Origin of the sequence: Pontibacillus yanchengensis Y32, assembly GCF_000770635.1 — a bacterium.
Classification (GTDB): domain Bacteria; phylum Bacillota; class Bacilli; order Bacillales; family BH030062; genus Pontibacillus; species Pontibacillus yanchengensis.
On record NZ_AVBF01000051.1, the window covers coordinates 1 to 20,929 of the forward strand.

At 41.0% G+C, this 20,929-nt stretch carries 13 protein-coding genes; 7 read left to right on the top strand and 6 right to left on the bottom strand.

The features are described from left to right. Window positions 1-383: 383 nt before the first annotated feature. Window positions 384-1,553, bottom strand: a complete 1,170-nt coding sequence (locus N782_RS15435; protein WP_036822124.1) for an MFS transporter — start codon at window positions 1,551-1,553, stop codon at window positions 384-386. 172 nt (window positions 1,554-1,725) lie between these two features. Between N782_RS15435 and N782_RS15440 the strand changes: the two genes are divergently transcribed. Then, window positions 1,726-2,484, top strand: coding sequence for a TrmB family transcriptional regulator (locus N782_RS15440; protein ID WP_036822127.1), 759 nt, complete (start codon window positions 1,726-1,728; stop codon window positions 2,482-2,484). A 291-nt stretch (window positions 2,485-2,775) separates the two neighbouring features. Here the strand turns inward: N782_RS15440 and N782_RS15445 are convergent, their stop codons facing one another. From N782_RS15445 to N782_RS15455, 4 genes are all read right to left on the bottom strand, one after another. After that, window positions 2,776-3,963 (bottom strand): MFS transporter, encoded by a 1,188-nt coding sequence (locus tag N782_RS15445; RefSeq protein WP_036822129.1) that lies wholly within the window; start codon window positions 3,961-3,963, stop codon window positions 2,776-2,778. Between the two features lie 267 nt (window positions 3,964-4,230). After that, entirely contained in the window at window positions 4,231-4,359 is a 129-nt protein-coding gene (locus N782_RS22120; RefSeq protein WP_272913655.1) for a hypothetical protein, read from the bottom strand. Window positions 4,360-4,437: 78 nt separating this feature from the next. Next, complete coding sequence (locus N782_RS15450) at window positions 4,438-5,169, bottom strand: ZIP family metal transporter (RefSeq protein ID WP_036822131.1); 732 nt, start codon at window positions 5,167-5,169, stop codon at window positions 4,438-4,440. 160 nt (window positions 5,170-5,329) lie between these two features. Continuing rightward, on the bottom strand, window positions 5,330-6,448 hold the full coding sequence (locus N782_RS15455) for an NAD(P)/FAD-dependent oxidoreductase (RefSeq protein ID WP_036822134.1): 1,119 nt from the start codon (window positions 6,446-6,448) through the stop codon (window positions 5,330-5,332). A gap of 157 nt (window positions 6,449-6,605) precedes the next feature. On the opposite strand from N782_RS15455, the gene N782_RS15460 reads away from it, so the two are divergent. From N782_RS15460 to N782_RS15470, 3 genes are all read left to right on the top strand, one after another. Next, window positions 6,606-7,154: a glycerol-3-phosphate responsive antiterminator gene (locus N782_RS15460; RefSeq protein WP_036822137.1), complete on the top strand. Its 549-nt coding sequence runs from the start codon at window positions 6,606-6,608 to the stop codon at window positions 7,152-7,154. Window positions 7,155-7,411: 257 nt separating this feature from the next. Further along, window positions 7,412-8,908 carry a glycerol kinase GlpK gene (gene glpK / locus N782_RS15465; RefSeq protein ID WP_036822139.1) on the top strand — a complete coding sequence of 499 codons (1,497 nt, stop codon included), beginning with the start codon at window positions 7,412-7,414 and terminating at the stop codon, window positions 8,906-8,908. Window positions 8,909-9,074: 166 nt separating this feature from the next. Next, window positions 9,075-10,742: a glycerol-3-phosphate dehydrogenase/oxidase gene (locus N782_RS15470; protein WP_036822142.1), complete on the top strand. Its 1,668-nt coding sequence runs from the start codon at window positions 9,075-9,077 to the stop codon at window positions 10,740-10,742. 46 nt (window positions 10,743-10,788) lie between these two features. Here the strand turns inward: N782_RS15470 and N782_RS15475 are convergent, their stop codons facing one another. Beyond that, window positions 10,789-11,760, bottom strand: a complete 972-nt coding sequence (locus N782_RS15475; RefSeq protein ID WP_036822145.1) for a ring-cleaving dioxygenase — start codon at window positions 11,758-11,760, stop codon at window positions 10,789-10,791. Window positions 11,761-12,062: 302 nt separating this feature from the next. On the opposite strand from N782_RS15475, the gene N782_RS15480 reads away from it, so the two are divergent. The 3 genes from N782_RS15480 (at window position 12,063) to N782_RS15490 (ending at window position 20,424) form a co-directional block, all read left to right on the top strand. Next, entirely contained in the window at window positions 12,063-13,760 is a 1,698-nt protein-coding gene (locus N782_RS15480; RefSeq protein ID WP_036822148.1) for a serine hydrolase domain-containing protein, read from the top strand. Window positions 13,761-14,166: 406 nt separating this feature from the next. After that, window positions 14,167-16,926, top strand: coding sequence for a phosphoenolpyruvate carboxylase (gene ppc, locus N782_RS15485; protein ID WP_036822150.1), 2,760 nt, complete (start codon window positions 14,167-14,169; stop codon window positions 16,924-16,926). A gap of 456 nt (window positions 16,927-17,382) precedes the next feature. Then, complete coding sequence (locus N782_RS15490) at window positions 17,383-20,424, top strand: efflux RND transporter permease subunit (protein ID WP_036822152.1); 3,042 nt, start codon at window positions 17,383-17,385, stop codon at window positions 20,422-20,424. The last annotated feature ends 505 nt before the right edge of the window (window positions 20,425-20,929 follow it).

Below are 20,929 nucleotides of genomic sequence, written 5' to 3' on the forward strand. Positions count from 1 at the left end.
ATTTAAGCATGTTTTACCACCTTAGATATATGAATCAATAGTGTTGAAATCCTCCCCCTTAATCCAAATAATGCAGCAAATACCTTCCTTGATAAGAACTCCAAAGCATGGCGTTGATTCGGTGGGAATTTGCGAGACTCCTGCGGAAAAACGATCGAGTGAAGACCCCGCAGAGAGGCGAAGCCGAACGAGGAGGCTTCACCGATTGTCCGCGGAAAGCGAGTGAATTCCCACCGAATCAACCACTCAGCACCAAAACTCCTTATTCCAGATTATGCTTCTTATCTTGAATAAGGCTATTTTAATTAGTTAATTCCAAAATGAACACTAAACTATAACAAAGCTAAAAAACACCACAGCCCTTAGTGGTGTACAATCAGTTATTATTTACTTGATGTAAAAGCAAATGCTTTAGACACTTGACCTTTCATCGATAAGACAGCCGCTCCAAGAGCTAAAATGATAAAAAGTCCTCCAATTGTAGCGTTGTATTGTACAGAAGCCTGCTGAATTACAAGACCACCAACGGAAGAGCCGAGCGCAATGCCTAAGTGAAGGGCTGAGTTATTTAACCCTTGCTGAATATCAGATGTTTCTGGAGCCGTTTCGATTAAATAGCTTTGCATTGCTGGTGTAATGGCCCAGCTAAGCATACCCCAAATCATCATAACGACTAAAAATAATGGCAGCGCAAACGTCGTGTATGGAATGAGGAAGATGGAAACGGCGAACGCGACAATGATAGCAAGAATGGACGGTTTGGTTCCAAATCGATCGGCTAATGAACCACCTACTCCTCCTCCAGTAATCGCTGCAAACCCAAATAACAAGTAAGCGATACTTACCCAAGTACCACCTAGACCAAGCATCTCTTTTAAGAATGGAGTCAGATATGCATATAACGTAAGGTGTCCTGTCAGGAAAAGAAACGAAGCTGTTTGAGCCAGTAGCACTTTACTATCCTTCAATGTTTCTAGTTGTTTACGAATAGGTATAGCTGGCTTTGGTGCAATTCGATCCATGAAGAAGAAAATCCCTAGCATCGATAGTATGGTTAGCATTGTAATCAAAATAAATGGCGCACGCCAACCAAAAACATTCCCGAGCATAAGCCCAATCGGTACGCCTAGTACGAGTGAACCACTAACACCCATAAAGACTATTCCAATGGCACGACCTCGATATTTTTCTTCTACTATATTTGAAGCAAGCGTTACACATAGTAATACGAGTAATGACCCGCTTACAGCAGAGACTATTCTTGATACCATAAGCACACTATATGTCGGACTAAAAACAGCCAACAGATTTCCAACAAAAAAGACGACTAGCGATACTAACGTTAGCTTCTTTCGTTCCATTTTTGCTGTTGCAACTAAGAGTACGGGTGCTGAAATAGCAAATACCAACGAGAATATGGTTATTAATAAACCAGCCTTTCCGATACTCACTCCCAAATCATTAGCAACCAAATCTAATATACCACCTATGATTAACTCGACCATTCCTACAATAAAGGAAACAATCGTCAATAAATACACACGTTTATCCATGTTTCTCCCACCTCTTTAAAGTTACTACTATAATAGTAACTTTATCACCATCTTTTAAAAAGGGCAATATGTACTTTTAACCTTCCGTTATTTAAGATTGTGCAACGCTACCTTTGCCATATGATATGATAGAGAAAATGATTTCGAACGAACCTAAAGGGAGTATGAAACCATGTTGCAACAGTTTGGATTTACACAATATGAAAGCCAAGTGTATCAAGCGCTCATCACTGTCGACGAACCACTCGATGCATCAGCTATTGTGAAACGCTCTGGTGTACCACGAGCGAAAGTATATGAAGTACTTCATCGTATGACCGAAAAAGGAATGATACTGGAATCTACCGTGGAAAAGAAGCGGATGTACACCGCTCTACCAATAGAATCCACCATTGAAAAATTAAAAGCAGACTTTGAAGATAATGTAGAGCAGCTGCGTAATGCTCAAATAAAAGAAACCCCTATAGATGACCGAGTGTGGACGTTAAAAAATAACCAATCCATTCAATCCTTGCTCAAAGAACTCCTTCATCAAGCAAAAGATTCGATTATTATTTCAGGATGGGCAGATGACCTTGAGGAATACCTTCCTATTCTAGAAGCAAAGTCTAATGAAGGACTGTCCGTTAACATTCATTCGATTGGATCACTTGAGACAACCATTCCTTCGGTTTCTACCTTAATCCCAGATACACATCATGAAACGTTAGAGCGCAGTCGTATTTTAATCATTGATGAACAAGAGATGCTGTTCGCCGGTATCGAAGAAACAAAGTGGCAAGCAATACGTAGCCAATCACGACCGCTCGTTAAATTCTTTACGGAGTTTTTCTATCATGATGTAGCCCTAACAGAAATAACCCAAAAGTATAAGACTCAAATTATGGAAGACCAAGATGTGCGGGATGTTTTATTGAAGTTGAGATACTAAGAACAAAAGCGCAAGCGCCCGGGTAGCGACGTACAAACTGTCCTGTGGTATTGGAAGTTCGATTAAACCCGCTGCGTCACGCAGCAACATCGAACCAACCTACGTCGTGTAGGCCGAAAGGAAACACGGAGAGCGATAGCGATTCGATGTTGACTTATCGTAAGGAGGTGCAGGAAGTTTGCTAGTCGCTGGGCGCTGGACGTGGCAGCTATACACAAGCAACACTTTTATAAAGCACCCTATACTTAAGAAAGCATGTGAGCCAATAAAAGGACTCACATGCTTTTTTCATTACATTCGATATTTTCTTTTATTCTGAATGCCTCCACCTATATAGATGAAAAACAACATACACACCAAGCTTAGAAACCCTAATTTAAAGCCAATTGTATCAACCATGTACCCAAATAGAGGGAACAGTATCATGATAAAAAAGCTTTCTACTACACTAATCATCGAGAAAAACGTAGAACGAACATGGCTTTCCAATTTATTTTGAATAAAGTTTGAAAATATCGGCTCATACAAGGTTACAAGCTGCGACATGATGAGAAATGAAAGTACAATCGCCCAATTAGGTGACCATATATACAGTAAGAAAAAACCTAGATAGAGCGCATAGCCATAATAGGTAATCGTAAAGAACTTCCATCGTTGTTCTAATCGATGGGCTACTTTTGCCATCACTACCCCTAACAACCCTTCAGCTGTAAAAATAACTCCGATTGTTGTTGCAGAATATCCAATACGGGTGAAATACTCCTGTCCGTAAAACGTAAGAATGACAATGGATGTCACGACCATAACAAAAAACGCAATTGGTATATGAATAGTTGGATTATTCCTCCAAATAGCCGCTCCTTCTTTCAATTGACCTCGCCACTGCTTAATCCAGTTCACATTGGTCTCTTTCTTCTCTCGCTCTGGTTCGTGTAAAAAGAAAATGGGAACTAGTGCAATGACGTGGACGACTACAATGGCACCATAAACAAGCTCCCAACTTATCTCTGCCATCCAACCACCTGCCAGTTTAGCAACGCTTAAAGACAGAAGAGCTAAGGCTGTCATATTACCAAACACACGCGTGTATTGATGTTCTTGTCCTTGTTCCTTAAGCGTATCATAAGCAAGTGCCTCTTCAGCACCTGATTGGAAGGTCATACAAAGGCCTAATGTCATGAGGGCTACTCCAAACAAGGAAAAAGAGTCGCTCACAAGCATTAATCCCCCGTAGCCAATACTTAACACATTCCCAATCAACAGGCTCACTTTACGTCCATATAAATCAGCTATCATACCAGTAGGAATTTCAAATAGAACGACCGCTACATGCATGAGTGCCTCTACAATTCCGATCTGTGTCATACTTAATCCTGAATCACTTAAATAAATCACCCATAACGCTCGATCAAAAAACAATTGTGCAAAAAAGATATATAAATAGATAAATCGAATATTCGTCTTCATGTTCCGTTGCATTTTTGGTTCCTCCTGAGAACCTCTATACCAAAAAAAGCCCGTAGTCCCTTATCTAGCCAAAATAGACTTAAGCAAGCCCGAATACTCTCTCAACAAACAGGCTTAACATAAAAGCCATAGGCTATAGCCAGGTAACTTATCCTTTAAATTTTCAAAGAAAAAAACGCCACAGGTAAATACTCACCTGTGGCGTTTCGGAATTCTACATAATAGGGTATCATTCACCCTTTGCCGTACACCGATTGTATAGAGGTAAGAAATTTTACGTTAGAAGTTGTTTTGAGTTTTGCTAAAATTGGACACACTTGTCCCGTCTGATAGCAAAGTTCCAAAAATGGACGCAATGAACACGATAAACTGTTTCACTTCGTCCACAACTTCTTCCAACGTAAACATTTCTACTCCCTCCTTTTTTCTTCATATTACTTACTATCTTAATAAAATTCATGATGGAACACAACGATTATTTCCTTATTATCTTAATATACTGGTCAGTACAATCATGGTGAGAAATCCGATGATAAACGCCAAAGTAGAAGCACGTTCATTACCGTCCCCGTGACTCTCAGGTATTAATTCCTTATAAACGATGAACAGCATCGCCCCGGCTGAAAAAGCTAGTCCATAAGGAATCACTCCCTCAAAACTTCCTCCAAAATATACGCCAGCTAAACTAGCAATGAATTCAATCAATCCTGTTAAAGAAGCATAAAGGAGTGTTTTCCATCTCCTCACTTGCTGCAACATTAAAAAGAGAGCTACTAGAAACCCTTCAGGCACGTTTTGTAGCCCTATGGCGAACGACACGATTGGACCTAAATCTTTATACTCACTGGCGTAACTCATGCCAACGGAAAGCCCTTCCGGAATGTTATGTAGAGACATTGCAACTAAGAATAATAGAATACTTGCTGAACCAGCTTGCTGACTCGTGTTATCTAGATCATGGTGAGGTACAACAATCTCCAGAAGCAATAATACAAACGTTCCTATCAGTATTCCAATAACAAGTACATATAAGTTCGATAGCTTTAAAGCCGAAGGAATCAATCCATAAGTAGAAGCAGCAACCATTATACCAGCAGTAAAAGCTAATAAGCTGTCCTTTCCTTTATGGGATAGATTGCGTATCAATAGAACGGGAAGTGCTCCCAATGCTGTACAAAAGGAGGTAATTAAGATCCCCCACACATGAACGGATTCCATACTTGCCCTCCCTACTTTTTACTTCTATAAGCATATGAGGACAAGGATTAAGACATGCCTTTATTTCATACTAGCCCTTCTAGGCGTTATCCTTGGAGGTATTTTATAAGTACTCTTTCATCAAAAACACCGTACCTCCAAAAGGTACGGTGTCATTTCTTTATTCTTCTATAGCTCCTGCCACATCATATTGTGCAAGATCAAGTTCTGTTTCATATCCTAAAGCTAACCTAGCTAATTCCGCTCCTACATAAGGTCCACTTGTAAGTCCAGATGATCCAAGACCGTTTGCTACATAGATACCTTCATAACCTGGCAATGCACCAAACACAGGTAGGAATCCTGGTGTAAAGGGACGGAATCCAACCTTTGTTTCTACCATTGTGGAGTCTCCAAGTCCAGGTGCAATGGCTAACACCTTACTCAAGATGTCATGAATGCCGCCAGCTGTGACGCGGCGATCCAACCCAACGTCATCTTCATGAGTTGCTCCCACGACTACCTTGCCCCCTCCAAAGGTAAGCAAGTATTTGTTGGTTGGTGGCATGACAACAGGCCATTCTCCTGTTTCGGTATCTGGAATTTCTAAATGAACAATCTGGGCTTTTTGTGAGGAGACATTAAACGTTACACCCAATGGCTTTATAAGTTCCTTAGCCCATGCTCCAGCTGTTACCATCACTTGGTCTGCAAAATGAGTTTCCCCATCCAATTCAACCCCTGTTACCTTTTGACCTTCATGTAAAAGAGAAGCATCCCCATGCAAAACATTCGCTCCATTTTTTTGTGCAGCTTGTATAAGGGCCTTGCGGAGCTTACCTCCGTTCACACGAGCCGCTCCACTTACATGAACAGCTCCATATTCTTCTGATAATGGAGGGAATAGTGCTTGCGTTTCCGATGGAGATAACCGAGTGATTTCACCTATTTCAGGTGCATGCTCTCGGCGTTTCCTAGCACGCTCGACCATTTGATCTAGTTTCTTTTCCTCGGTATGCACGCTAATTGCCCCAACCTGACTATATCCGGTGTCCTGTTCACCATCTTCTTCTAATGCTCTTATCAATTCTGGATAATACCTCGCCCCACCCTTTACGAGCTGATACCATGCCTTATTACGACGCTGGGAAAGCCAAGGACAGACGATTCCAGCTGCCGCATCCGTGGCTTGGCCTGGGTCGTGGCGATCGACTAAGGTAACCTCAGCACCAGCTTTAGCTAAATGGTACGCTGTCGAGGCTCCTAATATGCCGGCTCCTACTACAATATATGACTGCATGTACAACACCTTTTTCCGTTTAGTTTGCTGATAGCTATTGTACAAGAGATTCATCATCAACTCAATTGCGTGCCCGTCACTCCAACATCAAGTTATGTTACAATGATGGCGACTATCATGACAGTTGTACCTATTTTTAATGGAGAGGTCGATCGACATGAACATACAAAATGGAATTCTACCTGCCACAAAAAGCATGAAGGATTTTGAAAAGCTACTTGAATCGAATACCGAATATATCATTCTACTAGAAGTTCGCGTTTCTCAGGTGAAGAGCCTAGTTCAGTATGCTAAAAAACATAATAAAAAAGTATTTCTTCACGCGGACTTAATCCAAGGGTTGAAAACAGATGATTTCGCGATTGAGTTTCTGTGTAACGAGGTAAAACCACATGGAATCATCTCCACCCGTGCAAATGTTATAAACCGTGCCAAAAAACATAGGATTGTCGCTATCCAGCGACTATTTTTGCTGGATTCTCATGCATTAGAACAAAACTTGAAAATCATCCAAAAAACCCAACCGGATTACATAGAAATCCTGCCAGGTTTAATCCCGAAGCTCATTAAAGAAATTTACGATGAGGTTAATATCCCTGTCATTGCTGGAGGACTTATTAGAAGCCAGGAAGATGTAAATTATGCACTCGAAGGTGGTGCGTTTGCCGTCACAACTTCTCGAAAAGAACTTTGGAATTTTTCCTGATGACAAAGCTTCTATATTGACAGCGCTTCCATTATTGGGTAACATTTTTATCAAAGTTAACAGTTGTGCGGAGAATTGGAGAGCCACACGTTTCATTTGTACTTCAACGTTAGGGAAGGACAAATGGGTACGTGTGGCTTCTGTTTTATCATAAGAGGATAAAGGGAAATGATGGAATATCATCCCCCATACGTAACGTCCATTTCATGCACACACACAGAATTTTTTCAAAGGTACAATGACTGATAAAGGAGATGATGGACTTGGAAACATATATTTTATCGATTGATCAAGGAACAACAAGTTCCCGGGCGATTCTTTTCAATCATAACGGTGATGCCATTGAATCTGCTCAAAAAGAATTTCAACAGTTCTTCCCTAAGCCTGGATGGGTGGAGCATGACGCGAATGAGATTTGGACGTCTGTCTTAGCGTGTATCGCTGACGTCCTTCGAAAAGCAGAGATTGAGCCGGAACAAGTAGCCGGGATTGGAATCACCAATCAGCGTGAAACTACGGTAGTTTGGGATAAAGATACTGGCCGCCCTATCCATAAAGCAGTCGTATGGCAATCTAGACAAACGACAGATATTTGCAATGAATTAAGAGAACAAGGCTTGAACGATACGTTTCGTAACAAGACGGGCTTATTATTAGATCCTTATTTTTCTGGAACAAAAGTTAAATGGCTCCTCGATAATGTAGATGGCGCACGAGAAAAAGCCGAGAATGGCCAGCTTATGTTTGGCACGATCGATACGTGGCTCATTTATAAGTTGTCAGGCGGCAAAACACATGTAACAGACTATTCAAATGCATCACGCACCTTAATGTATAATATCTATGATCTTAAATGGGATGAAGAACTTCTTGATATTTTAGGAGTCCCTAAATCGATGCTTCCGGAAGTACGTCCATCTTCAGAAATATATGCTCATACAGTAGATTATCATTTCTTCGGTAAAGAAGTTCCTATCGCAGGTGTTGCTGGCGACCAGCAATCAGCCTTATTCGGGCAAGCGTGTTTTGAAAAAGGCATGGCCAAAAACACGTATGGAACAGGTTGTTTTATGCTAATGAACACAGGTGAAGAAGCCGTTCCATCCGAACACGGACTCCTCACCACTATTGCTTGGGGACTCGACGGAACGGTTCAATATGCTTTAGAAGGTAGTATTTTTGTTGCAGGTTCAGCCATTCAGTGGTTACGGGATGGCTTGCACATGATCGAAGATGCCCCTGATAGCGAACACTTCGCTGATGAAGTAGATTCAACAGAGGGCGTGTATGTAGTCCCTGCCTTTGTTGGTCTAGGCACTCCTTATTGGGATAGTGATGTCCGTGGAGCTGTGTTTGGCTTAACGAGAGGAACGACAAAGTCACACTTTATTCGCGCAACCCTAGAATCATTAGCTTATCAAACAAGAGATGTTTTAGATGTAATGGTAAGCGATTCTGGACTCGATGTGAAAGCACTTCGTGTTGATGGAGGAGCTGTTAAAAACAACTTCCTAATGCAATTTCAAAGCGACATCACCAATGTTCCTGTCGATCGTCCAACTGTTAATGAAACAACAGCATTAGGGGCTGCGTATTTAGCTGGTCTTGCAATCGGTTATTGGGATAATAAAAATAAAATTGAAGAACGTTGGAAAAAAGATAAAGTCTTTACTCCAAATTTGTCTGATGAACAACGAGAGGAACGATACAATGGCTGGAAAAAAGCCGTTAAAGCTGCACAAGCGTTTAAATAATTTGTATTGGCTACCTCCCTTAAATGAGTTATAATGAAACTAACAAGTTAACACATTCGGTTGGAGAAACGGAGAGACCACATTTCCTTTATGGCCTATGCTATAAAGTGATTTGTGGTCTCTTTTTTTATATTAGAAAACCATTCGAAAAAGGAGCATACTATCCATGACACACTTTTCTAGCTTAAATAGAGACTCGATTTATGAAGAAATGAAAGAGAACACATTAGATGTCCTTATTATTGGAGGCGGCATCACAGGGGCAGGTATCGCACTGGATGCTTCTACTAGAGGCTTAACTACTGGTGTTGTAGAAATGCAAGACTATGCCGCTGGTACATCAAGCCGCTCCACCAAATTAGTTCACGGTGGCTTACGTTACTTAAAACAATTCGAAGTCGCTATGGTAGCAGAAGTCGGAAAAGAACGTGACATTGTTTACCAAAACGGACCACATGTGACGACACCAGAGTGGATGTTACTCCCTTTTCATAAAGGAGGAAACTTTGGCCCGTTCTCTACTAACCTTGGACTTCGAGTTTATGACTTCTTAGCAGGCGTTAAAAAGGAAGAACGACGCAAAATGCTATCTGCACAAGAAGCACTGGAACGTGAACCACTTCTAAATGAGAAAGGGCTTCGAGGAGCTGGGTATTACGTTGAATACCGGACAGATGATGCACGGTTAACGCTAGATGTGATGAAAAAAGCCGTTCAAAAAGGTACCTACGCTCTTAACTATACGAAAGTAGTCGATTTCATTTATGAGAAGGAGCAGATTGTCGGGGTTATCGTAGAGGATCAAATCAACGGCGACCAACACTCCTTATACGCCAAAAGAATTGTCAACGCTGGGGGGCCTTGGGTTGATAAACTACGTGAAAAAGACGGTTCCAAACAAGGAAAGACCTTACGACTAACAAAAGGGGTTCACTTAGTCTTTGATCAACAAACGTTCCCGCTTCATCAAGCTATTTATTTTGATACACCAGATGGACGTATGGTGTTCGCCATCCCAAGAGATGGGAAGACATATGTAGGTACTACCGACACGGTATATGAGGGAGATATTTCCCATCCTACCATGACGACGGATGACCGAGATTATGTATTACGTGCGATTGAGTATATGTTCCCTTCCCTATCCATTACAGAGCATGATGTAGAATCTAGCTGGGCTGGACTTCGCCCTCTCATTCACGAAGAAGGCAAAGACCCATCCGAAATATCTAGAAAAGATGAAATATTCGAATCTGACTCAGGCCTACTCTCTATAGCCGGCGGAAAACTAACAGGTTACCGAAAAATGGCAGAGAACGTTATCGATCGTGTTGTATCTTATTTACAAGAAGAAAACGACAAGAATTACCCAAAATCACAAACCAAGGACCTTCCAATCTCAGGAGGAGAAGTCGGTGGTGCAAAAGGATACGCACCATTCAAAAAAAGAAAAATAGAAGAAGGAATAGCAATGGGCTTAACAGAAAATCAAGCCACTAGCCTTACTCAATTATACGGTGCTAATGTGGGGCATGTTTATGATTTATACCAATCGAAACAAGACGAAGCAAATCAAGAAGGATTGGACCCAGTCGTTTTTGCTATGCTGACCTACGCAATGGAACAAGAGAGCACCGTCAAACCTGTTGATTTCTTCATACGTCGCACAGGAGCTCTGTTCTTCGACATCCATTGGGTGCATCTGCATAAAGAATCTGTCATTGCTTATATGGCTAAAAGAATGGGGTGGACACAACAACAAAAAGAAAGCTTCACTGAGGAATTAGAGCAGTTGTTAGAAGAAGCAGTGGCACCTGTACCAGCACATGCGTGAGGATATATAAAGAGCCCTAGCTTGTATAGCTAGGGCTCTTATGATGTTAAGAGTCTAATGTTAATGGTCTTAACTTCTTCTCTATTTCCTCGCGATTCTTTTCCAAAAACGGAGGTAATGACAAGTTTTCACCTAATGCTTCAACAGATTCATCTATATCAAAGCCTGGAGTGTCTGTTGACAATTCAAATAAAATCCCATTTGGTTCCCTAAAGTATAGCGCTTTGAAGTAAAAACGATCGACTTTACCTGAGTTCATCATACCGGTTTGCTGGATCCGTTTCACCCATTCAGCGTGTTCATCTTCATCTGGGACACGGAATGCGACATGATGAACGCCTCCACGACCCAGTTTTTCTGGTGATAAGTCAGGCCGAGTTTGGATATGAACCTCTGCTCCCGCTCCCCCTTCACCAGTGGTGTACACCTCGACATCTGGAAAGTCCCCCTCTAAAGAAGGGTACGAACCTGCATAACGGAAGCCTAGAACATCCTGTAACACCTTAGCTGTGGGTTTTGAACTTCTTACTCTTAATAAGACAGGACCCAATCCAACAATTCCGTATTCTTTAGGAACTTCAGTCTCATCCCACGCTTCACCGGCAGCGACTCCTTCTTCACCGTTATCAGCTACTAGAATTAATTGCGTCCCTTCAAAATCTTGAAAGGCTAACGTATCACGGTTGGCCCTCTTCTTTATTTCTTCATGTTCTACATTGTATGCTTCAAATCGTTTTTGCCAATATTCCAGCGCTTCCGTTGTTTTCACTCTAAGAGAGGTGCTTGTAATACTAGAAACCCCAGGATACGTATGGCCAAGACCAGGTATGTCAAAGAAAGTTAATTCCGTTCCTGGACTTCCTTTAGCATCACCATAAAATAGATGGTACGTACTTGTCTCGTCTTGGTTTACGCTCTTTTTCACCAATCGCATACCCAAGATCTTTGTATAAAATTCAAAATTCCGCTCTGCTTTACCCGTTAATATGGAAACGTGATGAATACCTAATAAATTCATTTTCATCATCCTAACGAAAGATTTTTAAATATCTCGAATTCAAAGTAATAATAAAATACTTTTGTTTCTCGGTCAACTATTATGATTCAAAACGCAAAATATATCTAAATTTTCAAAATAATTATAAGGTATTAGTCGATATTCCTCACAAAATCCCCCATTTTGAAAAAGTATGAGTCAAAATTGGTATAGACGTCTATATTGGAATTCCGATACACTTTAGGTAGTAAATGTAAGCGCTTGTATATCTCGTCAAAGATATACATCGTTTCATTTATATTATTTTACAATAGGAGGTTATTATGAAAAGAAAAACGGTATCTATTATTCTGTCTACTGTTCTCGTTTCTACTTTGGTTGCACCTATTACAGGTAACGCTACAAATGGACCCACTATAGAAAATCATCATAAGAAAAACCCACACCAGTCTTCCCAACATGCTCACCCTAATTTCACATGGAATAACCCTGGACCTTCGTCCCCTGTTTTACACCCTGGCTCCACTCGTGGTGCTGGATTACGAAAGGAACCCCTTCAAGAGATTGACACCATGATTGATGATGCAATTGAGGATCAGGTCATGCCAGGTGCCGTTGCACTTGTTGCTCGAAGGGGTCATGTCGTAAAACATGATGCATATGGCTACGCTGCAAAATATAAAAACGACGAATTCACTGAATTAGAAAACCCTCAACAAATGGAAAAAGATACTATATTTGATTTAGCCTCTATCAGTAAACTTTTCACCACTACTGCTGCGATGACATTATATGAAGAAGGGAAATTTGAACTGGATGACCCAGTTGCGAAATACATCCCCGAATTTGCAGCAAATGGAAAGGAAAAGGTTACAATTGAACAGCTCATGACCCATACATCTGGCTTCAAGCCCTGGATTCCACTTTATACAGTAGAGGGTGATCGAGAGGATCGCCTCCAACACGTTTTTAAACAACCTCTGCAATCAGAACCTGGGAAGGAATATACATACAGCGACCTCAACATGATTACCCTTGGGGCTCTTGTAGAAAAGTGGTCTGGAATGCGGCTTGATCAATATGTAGAAAAAGCTATCACCAAACCGCTTAGAATGAAGGAAACAATGTACAACCCACCGTCTTCCTTGAAGGATCGTATCGCTGCAACAGAATATCAGCCGTGGACCAATCGAGGCCTTGTTTGGGGAGAAGTCCATGATGAAAATGCGTGGTCCCTAGACGGTGTAGCTGGACATGCAGGCGTGTTTTCTACTGCTTCAGACCTTGCCAAGTTCGCTCACATGTTTGTAATGGACGGACGTTATGGCGGAAAACGCATCTTAGAACCAGAGACGGTTGATCTTTTAACGGAAAATAGGATCCCAGAGTTTCCTGGAGATGATCATGGGCTTGGCTGGGAGCTTCAACAAGACTGGTTTATGGATGGTCTTTCTGAAAGCAATACGCTAGGACATACAGGATACACTGGTACCTCAATCGTAGTCAGCCCTACAAACAAAACAGTCGCTATCTTACTTACCAATAGAGTTCATCCAACACGTAATACTGTTTCTACAAGTCCTACGAGGCGAAAATTCGCACGAAATGTAGCAGATGCCATACCAGTATCTATTCCTAACAAGGGAGAAGCTTGGTTTTCTGGCTATGGTAACAATGAAACAAAACATCTAACTGCTGAAATTGATGTAGATCAACATGCCACCCTTACCTTCGACACATGGTATCGCATAGAACCTGAAGCGGATGTTGGAAAAATCGAGATCTCTAGTAATGGAAAAGATTGGACAGACCTAGATCAAACATTCACTGGAACTAGTGGTGATTGGAACTCCATTGAAATTACATTACCAGAGAACACATCACACCTTCGCTTCACGTATGAAACAGATTACTCTGTAAATCGTAGAGGATGGTACATCCATCAACCAGAAATCGTTACGGATGGAAAGACAATCCCACTCCATTTAAAAAGTGAGAAATGGACAAAACGGGCTTATTAAGAAAAGCACGGGGCATACACTGCTTTTTTGCAGGACGATGGGTAGAGTTACTTATCGAAATAAAGGGCAGTAAGCCTGATGGGTGCTGGAGCTAGATGTAACCCCAAAAACGTACACTTATTTTGCTTAATATGAAGATAGAGAGCCTTGGAATCAACCAAGGCTCTCTATTTATATGTTTCAATTCCATGATTATAAAGGAAAGGTTGAGTAGAATATAAACTTAGGCACTTTTACCACAGCGAAGGTATTGGGAACTTTTCCATATCAATATGATATGATTCACAACCGACTCATCTCATTTTGTTATCATTTCTTACTAAATAACGCAAATTGTGATATCATCAATATCATTAAGAAGATTAAGAAAATTATCTTATACCAATAGATTTAGGAAGGTGAACATATGTCAACTCAAACACAGATCGATGATAGTACCAGTCCCTTAAGACGAGACGTCAACAAACTCGGCCATATGCTAGGCGACCTTCTTGTCCATCATGGAGGAAATGAACTACTAGATAAAGTAGAGAAAATCCGTACACTAACGAAAGCACTACGAAGTAACTTTGACCAAGATACGTATCAGTCATTGAAAAGTGAAATCGAGTCGCTCGAACCACCTATGCGCCAACAAGTGATTCGTGCATTTTCCATTTATTTTCACCTTGTTAATATTGCAGAGCAAAACCACCGTATTCGCCGTCGTCGAGATTATCAACTTTCCGGTGACGATACTGTACAACCCTTCTCCTTACAAAGTGCTGTACAGGCCTTAAAACGTAATGACACCTCTGAAGACGTAATTCAGAATGTCTTAGATCAGCTCTCACTCGAGTTGATTATTACAGCACACCCAACAGAGGCAACAAAACGTTCCGTGCTTGAAATCCAAAAACGAATCGCCAACCTTTTAAAGCAACTGGACAATCCTATGCTTACGAAGAGTGAACGCGAAAAAATGGAGGAAAGTCTATTCAATGAAGTTACCGTCCTATGGCAAACGGATGAACTACGTCATCGTAAGCCAACGGTAATGGATGAAGTACGAAATGGTCTTTACTATTTTGATGAGACATTATTTGATGTGCTTCCAGATGTTCATCAAGAATTAGAGGATTGCTTAGAAGAGCAATATCCAGATGCTGAATGGGATGTACCTAATTTCCTTCGATTTGGATCCTGGATTGGTGGAGACCGTGATGGTAATCCAAATGTTACACCAGAAATTACATGGGAAACCTTACAAAAACAAAGAAGCCTTGCGCTCACAAAATACGATGAAGTACTTGTGGAATTAATGAAGCGATTCAGCCATTCCACTACACGTGTGAACGTGAGTCAGGAATTGATCACTTCTGTAAAAACAGAAGAAGAACTAATCCCTAATGATAAAAGATGGAGAGCAGAGCAAGAGATTTATCGTCGTAAGTTCGCGATTATTCTTGAAAGGTTACGTAACATTGGTCATTCTTCATTAGGATATAATTCAGCTGAAGAATTGTTAGAGGACCTATACGTGATTCAACGAAGTGTTAAGAAACACCAGCCAACAGAGCGAGAACTAAAAATGCTGCATAAGCTTATTCGCCAAGTTCAGTTGTTTGGCTTCCACCTCGCCACTCTTGATATCCGTAACCATAGCGGAGAGCATGAATCGGCTATTACGGAAATTCTACACAAAGTAAAAATTACAGAAGATTATAGTGCCCTTCCGGAGCAAGAAAAAGTAAGTATTCTTAAGAATGCTCTAGAAGACCCTCGTCCAATCACATTATTATATGATGATTATTCTGAAGAGACTCAAGAAATGCTCAAGGTATTCCAAACGATACGTGATGCCCATCAAGAGTTTGGACAACGCTCCATTGAAGTGTATCTAATCAGTATGACGGAGTCTGTTAGTGATATTCTTGAAGTATTATTACTCGCAAAAGAAGCTGGCATTTATCGCCTCCATCCAGACGGAACAGTAGAAAGTAGCATTAATGTCGCCCCACTACTTGAGACGGTAGATGACTTAGTAGCTGGACCTGAAATACTCAAGACACTATTTGATATGGATGTGTACAGAAATCATCTACAGCAAAGGGGTAACCTTCAAGAAATAATGCTAGGCTACTCAGATGGTAGTAAAGATGGTGGAACATTAACAGCTAACTGGAAGCTTTACAAAGCTCAACAAGAAATCCATGAAATGGCTAAAGAATATAACGTGAAGCTAAAGTTCTTCCATGGTAGAGGTGGTTCTTTAGGACGTGGTGGTGGACCACTAAACCGCAGTCTCCTATCCCAGCCTGCTGAAACACTAGGTGATGGAGTAAAAATTACCGAGCAAGGTGAAGTTCTCTCCTCTCGTTACATGCTGAAAGATATAGCCTACAGAAGCCTAGAGCAAGCCGCTTCCACTTTACTCGAGGGTGCAGCTCATATCTCAGAAGAATCAGAACAGGGACACCATCGTGAAAAAGAATGGGAAAATGCAATGGAAGCCATTTCGGAAGAATCACTTAAGAAATATCAGTCCCTTGTATTCGGAGACTCTGATTTCTTAACGTACTTTAATGAGGCCACTCCTTTACAAGAGCTAAGTGAATTAAATATTGGTTCAAGACCAATGAAGCGTAAAGATAGTAACAAATTTGAAAATCTACGTGCCATTCCTTGGGTTTTTGCTTGGACACAAAATCGCCAGCTTATCCCTGCCTGGTATGCTGCTGGTACAGGTTTACAGAGTTTTGCCTCAGAAAGTGAAGAGAACCTTAAACTATTGCAACAAATGTATATCAACTGGCCATTCTTCCGCTCCACTATTGATAACTTACAGATGGCATTAACGAAAGCAGATATGCAAACAGCCCAGGAATATATTACATTGGTACAAGACCAGGAAATGGGCGAACGTATTTTCCAAAACATTGTAGAAGAATATAACAAAACAAAAGATGTATTACTACAAATCACAGGGGATGACGAATTGTTGGACCAACAACAAACCATCCAAGAATCCGTCCGCCGCCGTAATCCTTACGTAGACCCACTTAACTTCTTACAAGTGGAGTTAATCAAAGAACTACGCACAGAGAAAATTACTGGTGATGAACTCCTCACGGAAGCACTCCTCACCATTAGCGGCATCGCAGCCGGATTACGTAATACAGGCTGATAAACTAAAGCGGAAGCGCATGGTCACCCCCGACAGGCTTAAGGCAACCCTCGAAGTGGCGTTTATTGCCACAGCTAGGATTGACTTAAGACACCGAGGGGGGTAGGATCTGGACGTGGCGACTTCACTTTTTTAAGTTATATACAAGCATTGAATTTTATAATTTCCTATGCGAGAACAGAAGCTGTTGGCACCTTGCCAGCAGCTTTTTTTATGTTATTTCCCTTCACTACAAACTTCCCGCCAACCCCAAAATACGCCTTAAGACTTAGACCAATTACATCTCCAGCATATATTCATTCCTTTGATGTCGGTATATGATACATATGTACTGTAATAACAAACCTCAATTGTAAATTTATTGTATCAAGTTCTCAAAAAAACTCATTTCGCGTGAGGTTCATTATATACTATTTGAGGTGGGATACACTCCCGTTAATCAAAGGAGGAGAAATGATGCATTTACTTAAATTCATCATCCAGAGAAAAATTCTAGTTGGGCTCATGGTAGTACTAATATTGTTAATGGGAGGCTATGCACTCCTAAACCTAGACGAAGAGTTATTACCTTCTGTCACAATGGATGGTGCTTACGTAAATGTGCAGGCTGAGGATATACCTGCAATTGAAGTCGAGAGATCCATTACTACACCTTTGGAAAAACAGCTTAAAGGAATTAAGGGTGTGGAAGATATTAATTCTACCACTTATGTAGGTAGGAGCTCCATACAGCTTATGTTCGAGCGTGGCCAAGGAGATGAAGTGTTCCAGGAAGTTGAAACATTAGTCAATTCCATCACTGCTGATATAGATGGCGTCAAGGAAGTGACTACAGGACAGTATTCTACTGACCAGGGGTATGAACTTTTCATGGATGTCTCTGGTGAAAGCATGGAAGAAATCACAGCCTTTTCAAAAGATGTGCTGGAACCACGCCTAGAAGAACTACCTGAAGTAAGAGATGTGTTGCTGTCAGGTACTGTGGAGCAACAAATGACTGTCGAGTTTAATCGTGAGAAACTAAATGAAAAAAATATAGACGTCAACCAAGTAATTTCCGCCATTCAAACGGCGAATGAGGAAGCCACAATAGGACAGTTAGAAGACGATAACAACTCCCCTTCCCTAAGGTGGAATACCAAACTTGAAAGTGTAGAAAGCGTAAAGGATATTGACATCCCTGTTGGAAATGAATTTATTACGCTGAATGAAATAGCCGATGTATCCTTAAAGCCGGTAGACAATTCAACTTTCACATGGAAGAACGGAGCAGCAGACTTCATATTAGTTCAAGTTGGAGGGTCTTCTACATCAACCCAAATTGAAACGGCTGAAGCAGTTCGAGCCGAGATTGATGAAATGAACAATGAAGGTATCATAGATGGTTTTGAGGTAAATGAAATTGTAGCTCAAGCTGACTATGTAGAGGATTCTATAAATGGTGTAACGAGTAATATTATTATCGGCGGGATTATTGCTGTTATTATCCTTTTGTTGTTCTTACGAAGCATTCGAGCTACTGTTATTATTGGAATTTCAATCCCTACATCGATTTTACTCACTTTTGCCTCTATGTGGATGCTAGATTATAGCTTGAACATTCTCACCTTGATTGGTCTAGGCCTTGGCATTGGGATGATGGTTGATTCCTCTATTGTCATACTTGAATCGATTTATCGTAAGAAAGAACAAGGTATGACAAATATGGATTCCGTCATTCAAGGTACAAAAGAAGTAGCAACAGCCGTCATTGCATCGATGTTAACAACCATTGTAGTCTTTTTACCAATTGGATTACTTGGCGGAGAGATGGGAAGCTTTATGATTATGCTATCAATGGTAGTCGCTATTACATTGATTAGCTCTGTTGTAGTCTCCTTTACACTCATTCCATCTTTGTCAGAGAGATTTCTAAAGGTTAAATCAAAGGACCAACATCGTGAAGATGGCTATTTAATGAAAAAGTATAGTCGTCTTGTTGATTGGACAGTTAGAAAAAAACGTCATAGCTTCGCTGTTATCGGTTTGTTCTTCCTGTTACTTGTTGGATCATTAGCTCTTGTCACCAAAATTCCGATGACCATTATGCCTGATATGTTTAATCGATATGCTGAAGTCATTGTCGACCTTGAACCAGGAGTATCCCCTGAAGATAAACAAGAGATCGTAAAAGAAATGAATAACTCCCTTGCTACGATTGATGATGTGGAGACTTCTTACATTATTGATGATGGTAGTATGTTTTATACCATTATTAATATGACCAAGGATGATCAAATCACAAAAGAGCAGAGCGTCATTAACGAGGATATTATGGAATCCTTACGAAATCTTCAAGAGACTTACCCAATTGAAAACGTACAAAGCGCTATGGCTGGTGGAGGAGGTTACCCTGTCCAGGTCAATATCAAAGGGGAAGACTTCACAGAACTTAAAACACTATCAGAGGATTTCACAAAAAGACTAAATAGTATTGAAGGAATAGTAGGCATCACTACCACCTTAGAACGAACTTCCAAAGAACAAATAATTGAATTGAACAAGGAAGAAATGGAAGATGCCGGACTGACCCAAGGACAAATAAGGCAATTCATCCAACAGGCTTTCCTTGATATGCCTATTAGTGACATGAATATCAACAATGAAACAATTGCTCTAAATGTAAAATGGGATGAAGAAACTACCACAAAATCGGACCTATTAAATTTATCAATCCCTACAGCTAAAGGTGAAAAGAACCTTTCTGAGTTTATCACCTTATCAACTGTCGATACGCCGAATGAGATTTCACACACCGATGGGGAACGCTTTATATCTATCTCAGCTGATATTCAAGATAAGGACCTAGGGGCAATCAATCGTGAAGTACAAACCATCATCGACGACTTTGAAACGCCTACGGGTTACACTGTATCTACTGCTGGAGATTTAGAACAACAACAAGAGTTAATCCAAGAAATGATTTTCATCCTAGCGATTGCAATTTTCCTCGTCTACTTAGTTATGGCAGTGCAATTCAATCATTTATTACACCCACTTATCGTCATGTCTGTTATTCCTATGACAATTGTGGGAGTCATTCTTGGCTTGTTTGCTACACAACGTGAACTAAGTGTCATGTCTGCAATGGGAATTGTCATGTTAATCGGTATCGTACTAAATAATGCCATCCTATTTATCGACCGCACCAATCAACTTCGAAAAGAAGGCCACACTGTTCAAGCTGCACTTGTGGAAGCAGGAAGAAATCGGATCAGACCTATCTTCTTAACTAGTCTAACGACTGCAGGTGGCATGCTACCATTAGCTCTCGCAACCGGATCAGCAGGAAACTATCAAGCACCCATGGCAACCGTCATCATCTCCGGACTGTTATTTGCAACTTTCATCACACTACTACTCATCCCAGCTGTGTATCGAGTATGTACAAAGACTAGAAACAAGAAAGAAAAAGTGCAAAAACAAGAAACAGAAGAATTACAAGAATCAGCTATTTAACAAGAAAAGCGCAAGCCCCCGGTAGCGACGTATATGCTGCGGCCCACACGATGTGGGTTGGTACGATGTTGCTGCACGATGCAGCGATTTTAATCGAACTTCCCCTGATTCCGTAGGAGATAAAGGCAACACGAAGAACGAAGTGATTCGATGTTAACTTATCGTACGGAGGTGAGGGAAGCATACTAGTCGCTGGGCGCTGGAGCTAGACATTAAGAAAAGCGCAAGCGCCCTGCTAGCGACGTACAAACTGGACGGCTCCGTATGAGATAAAGGAAACACGGAGAGCGCAAGCGATCCGATGTTGACTTATCGTAAGGAGGTGCAGGAAGTTTGCTAGTCGCTGGGCGCTGGAGCTAGACACGTAAGCATCAGAAATTTATACTTTCTTTACTTTGAACAAAAGCTCAGAGCCCCCGTCTAGCGACGTATATGCTGCGGCCCAAATGAAATGGTTTGAATCAATCAAAAATCCCGTATCCTAATAGATACGGGATTTTTATCA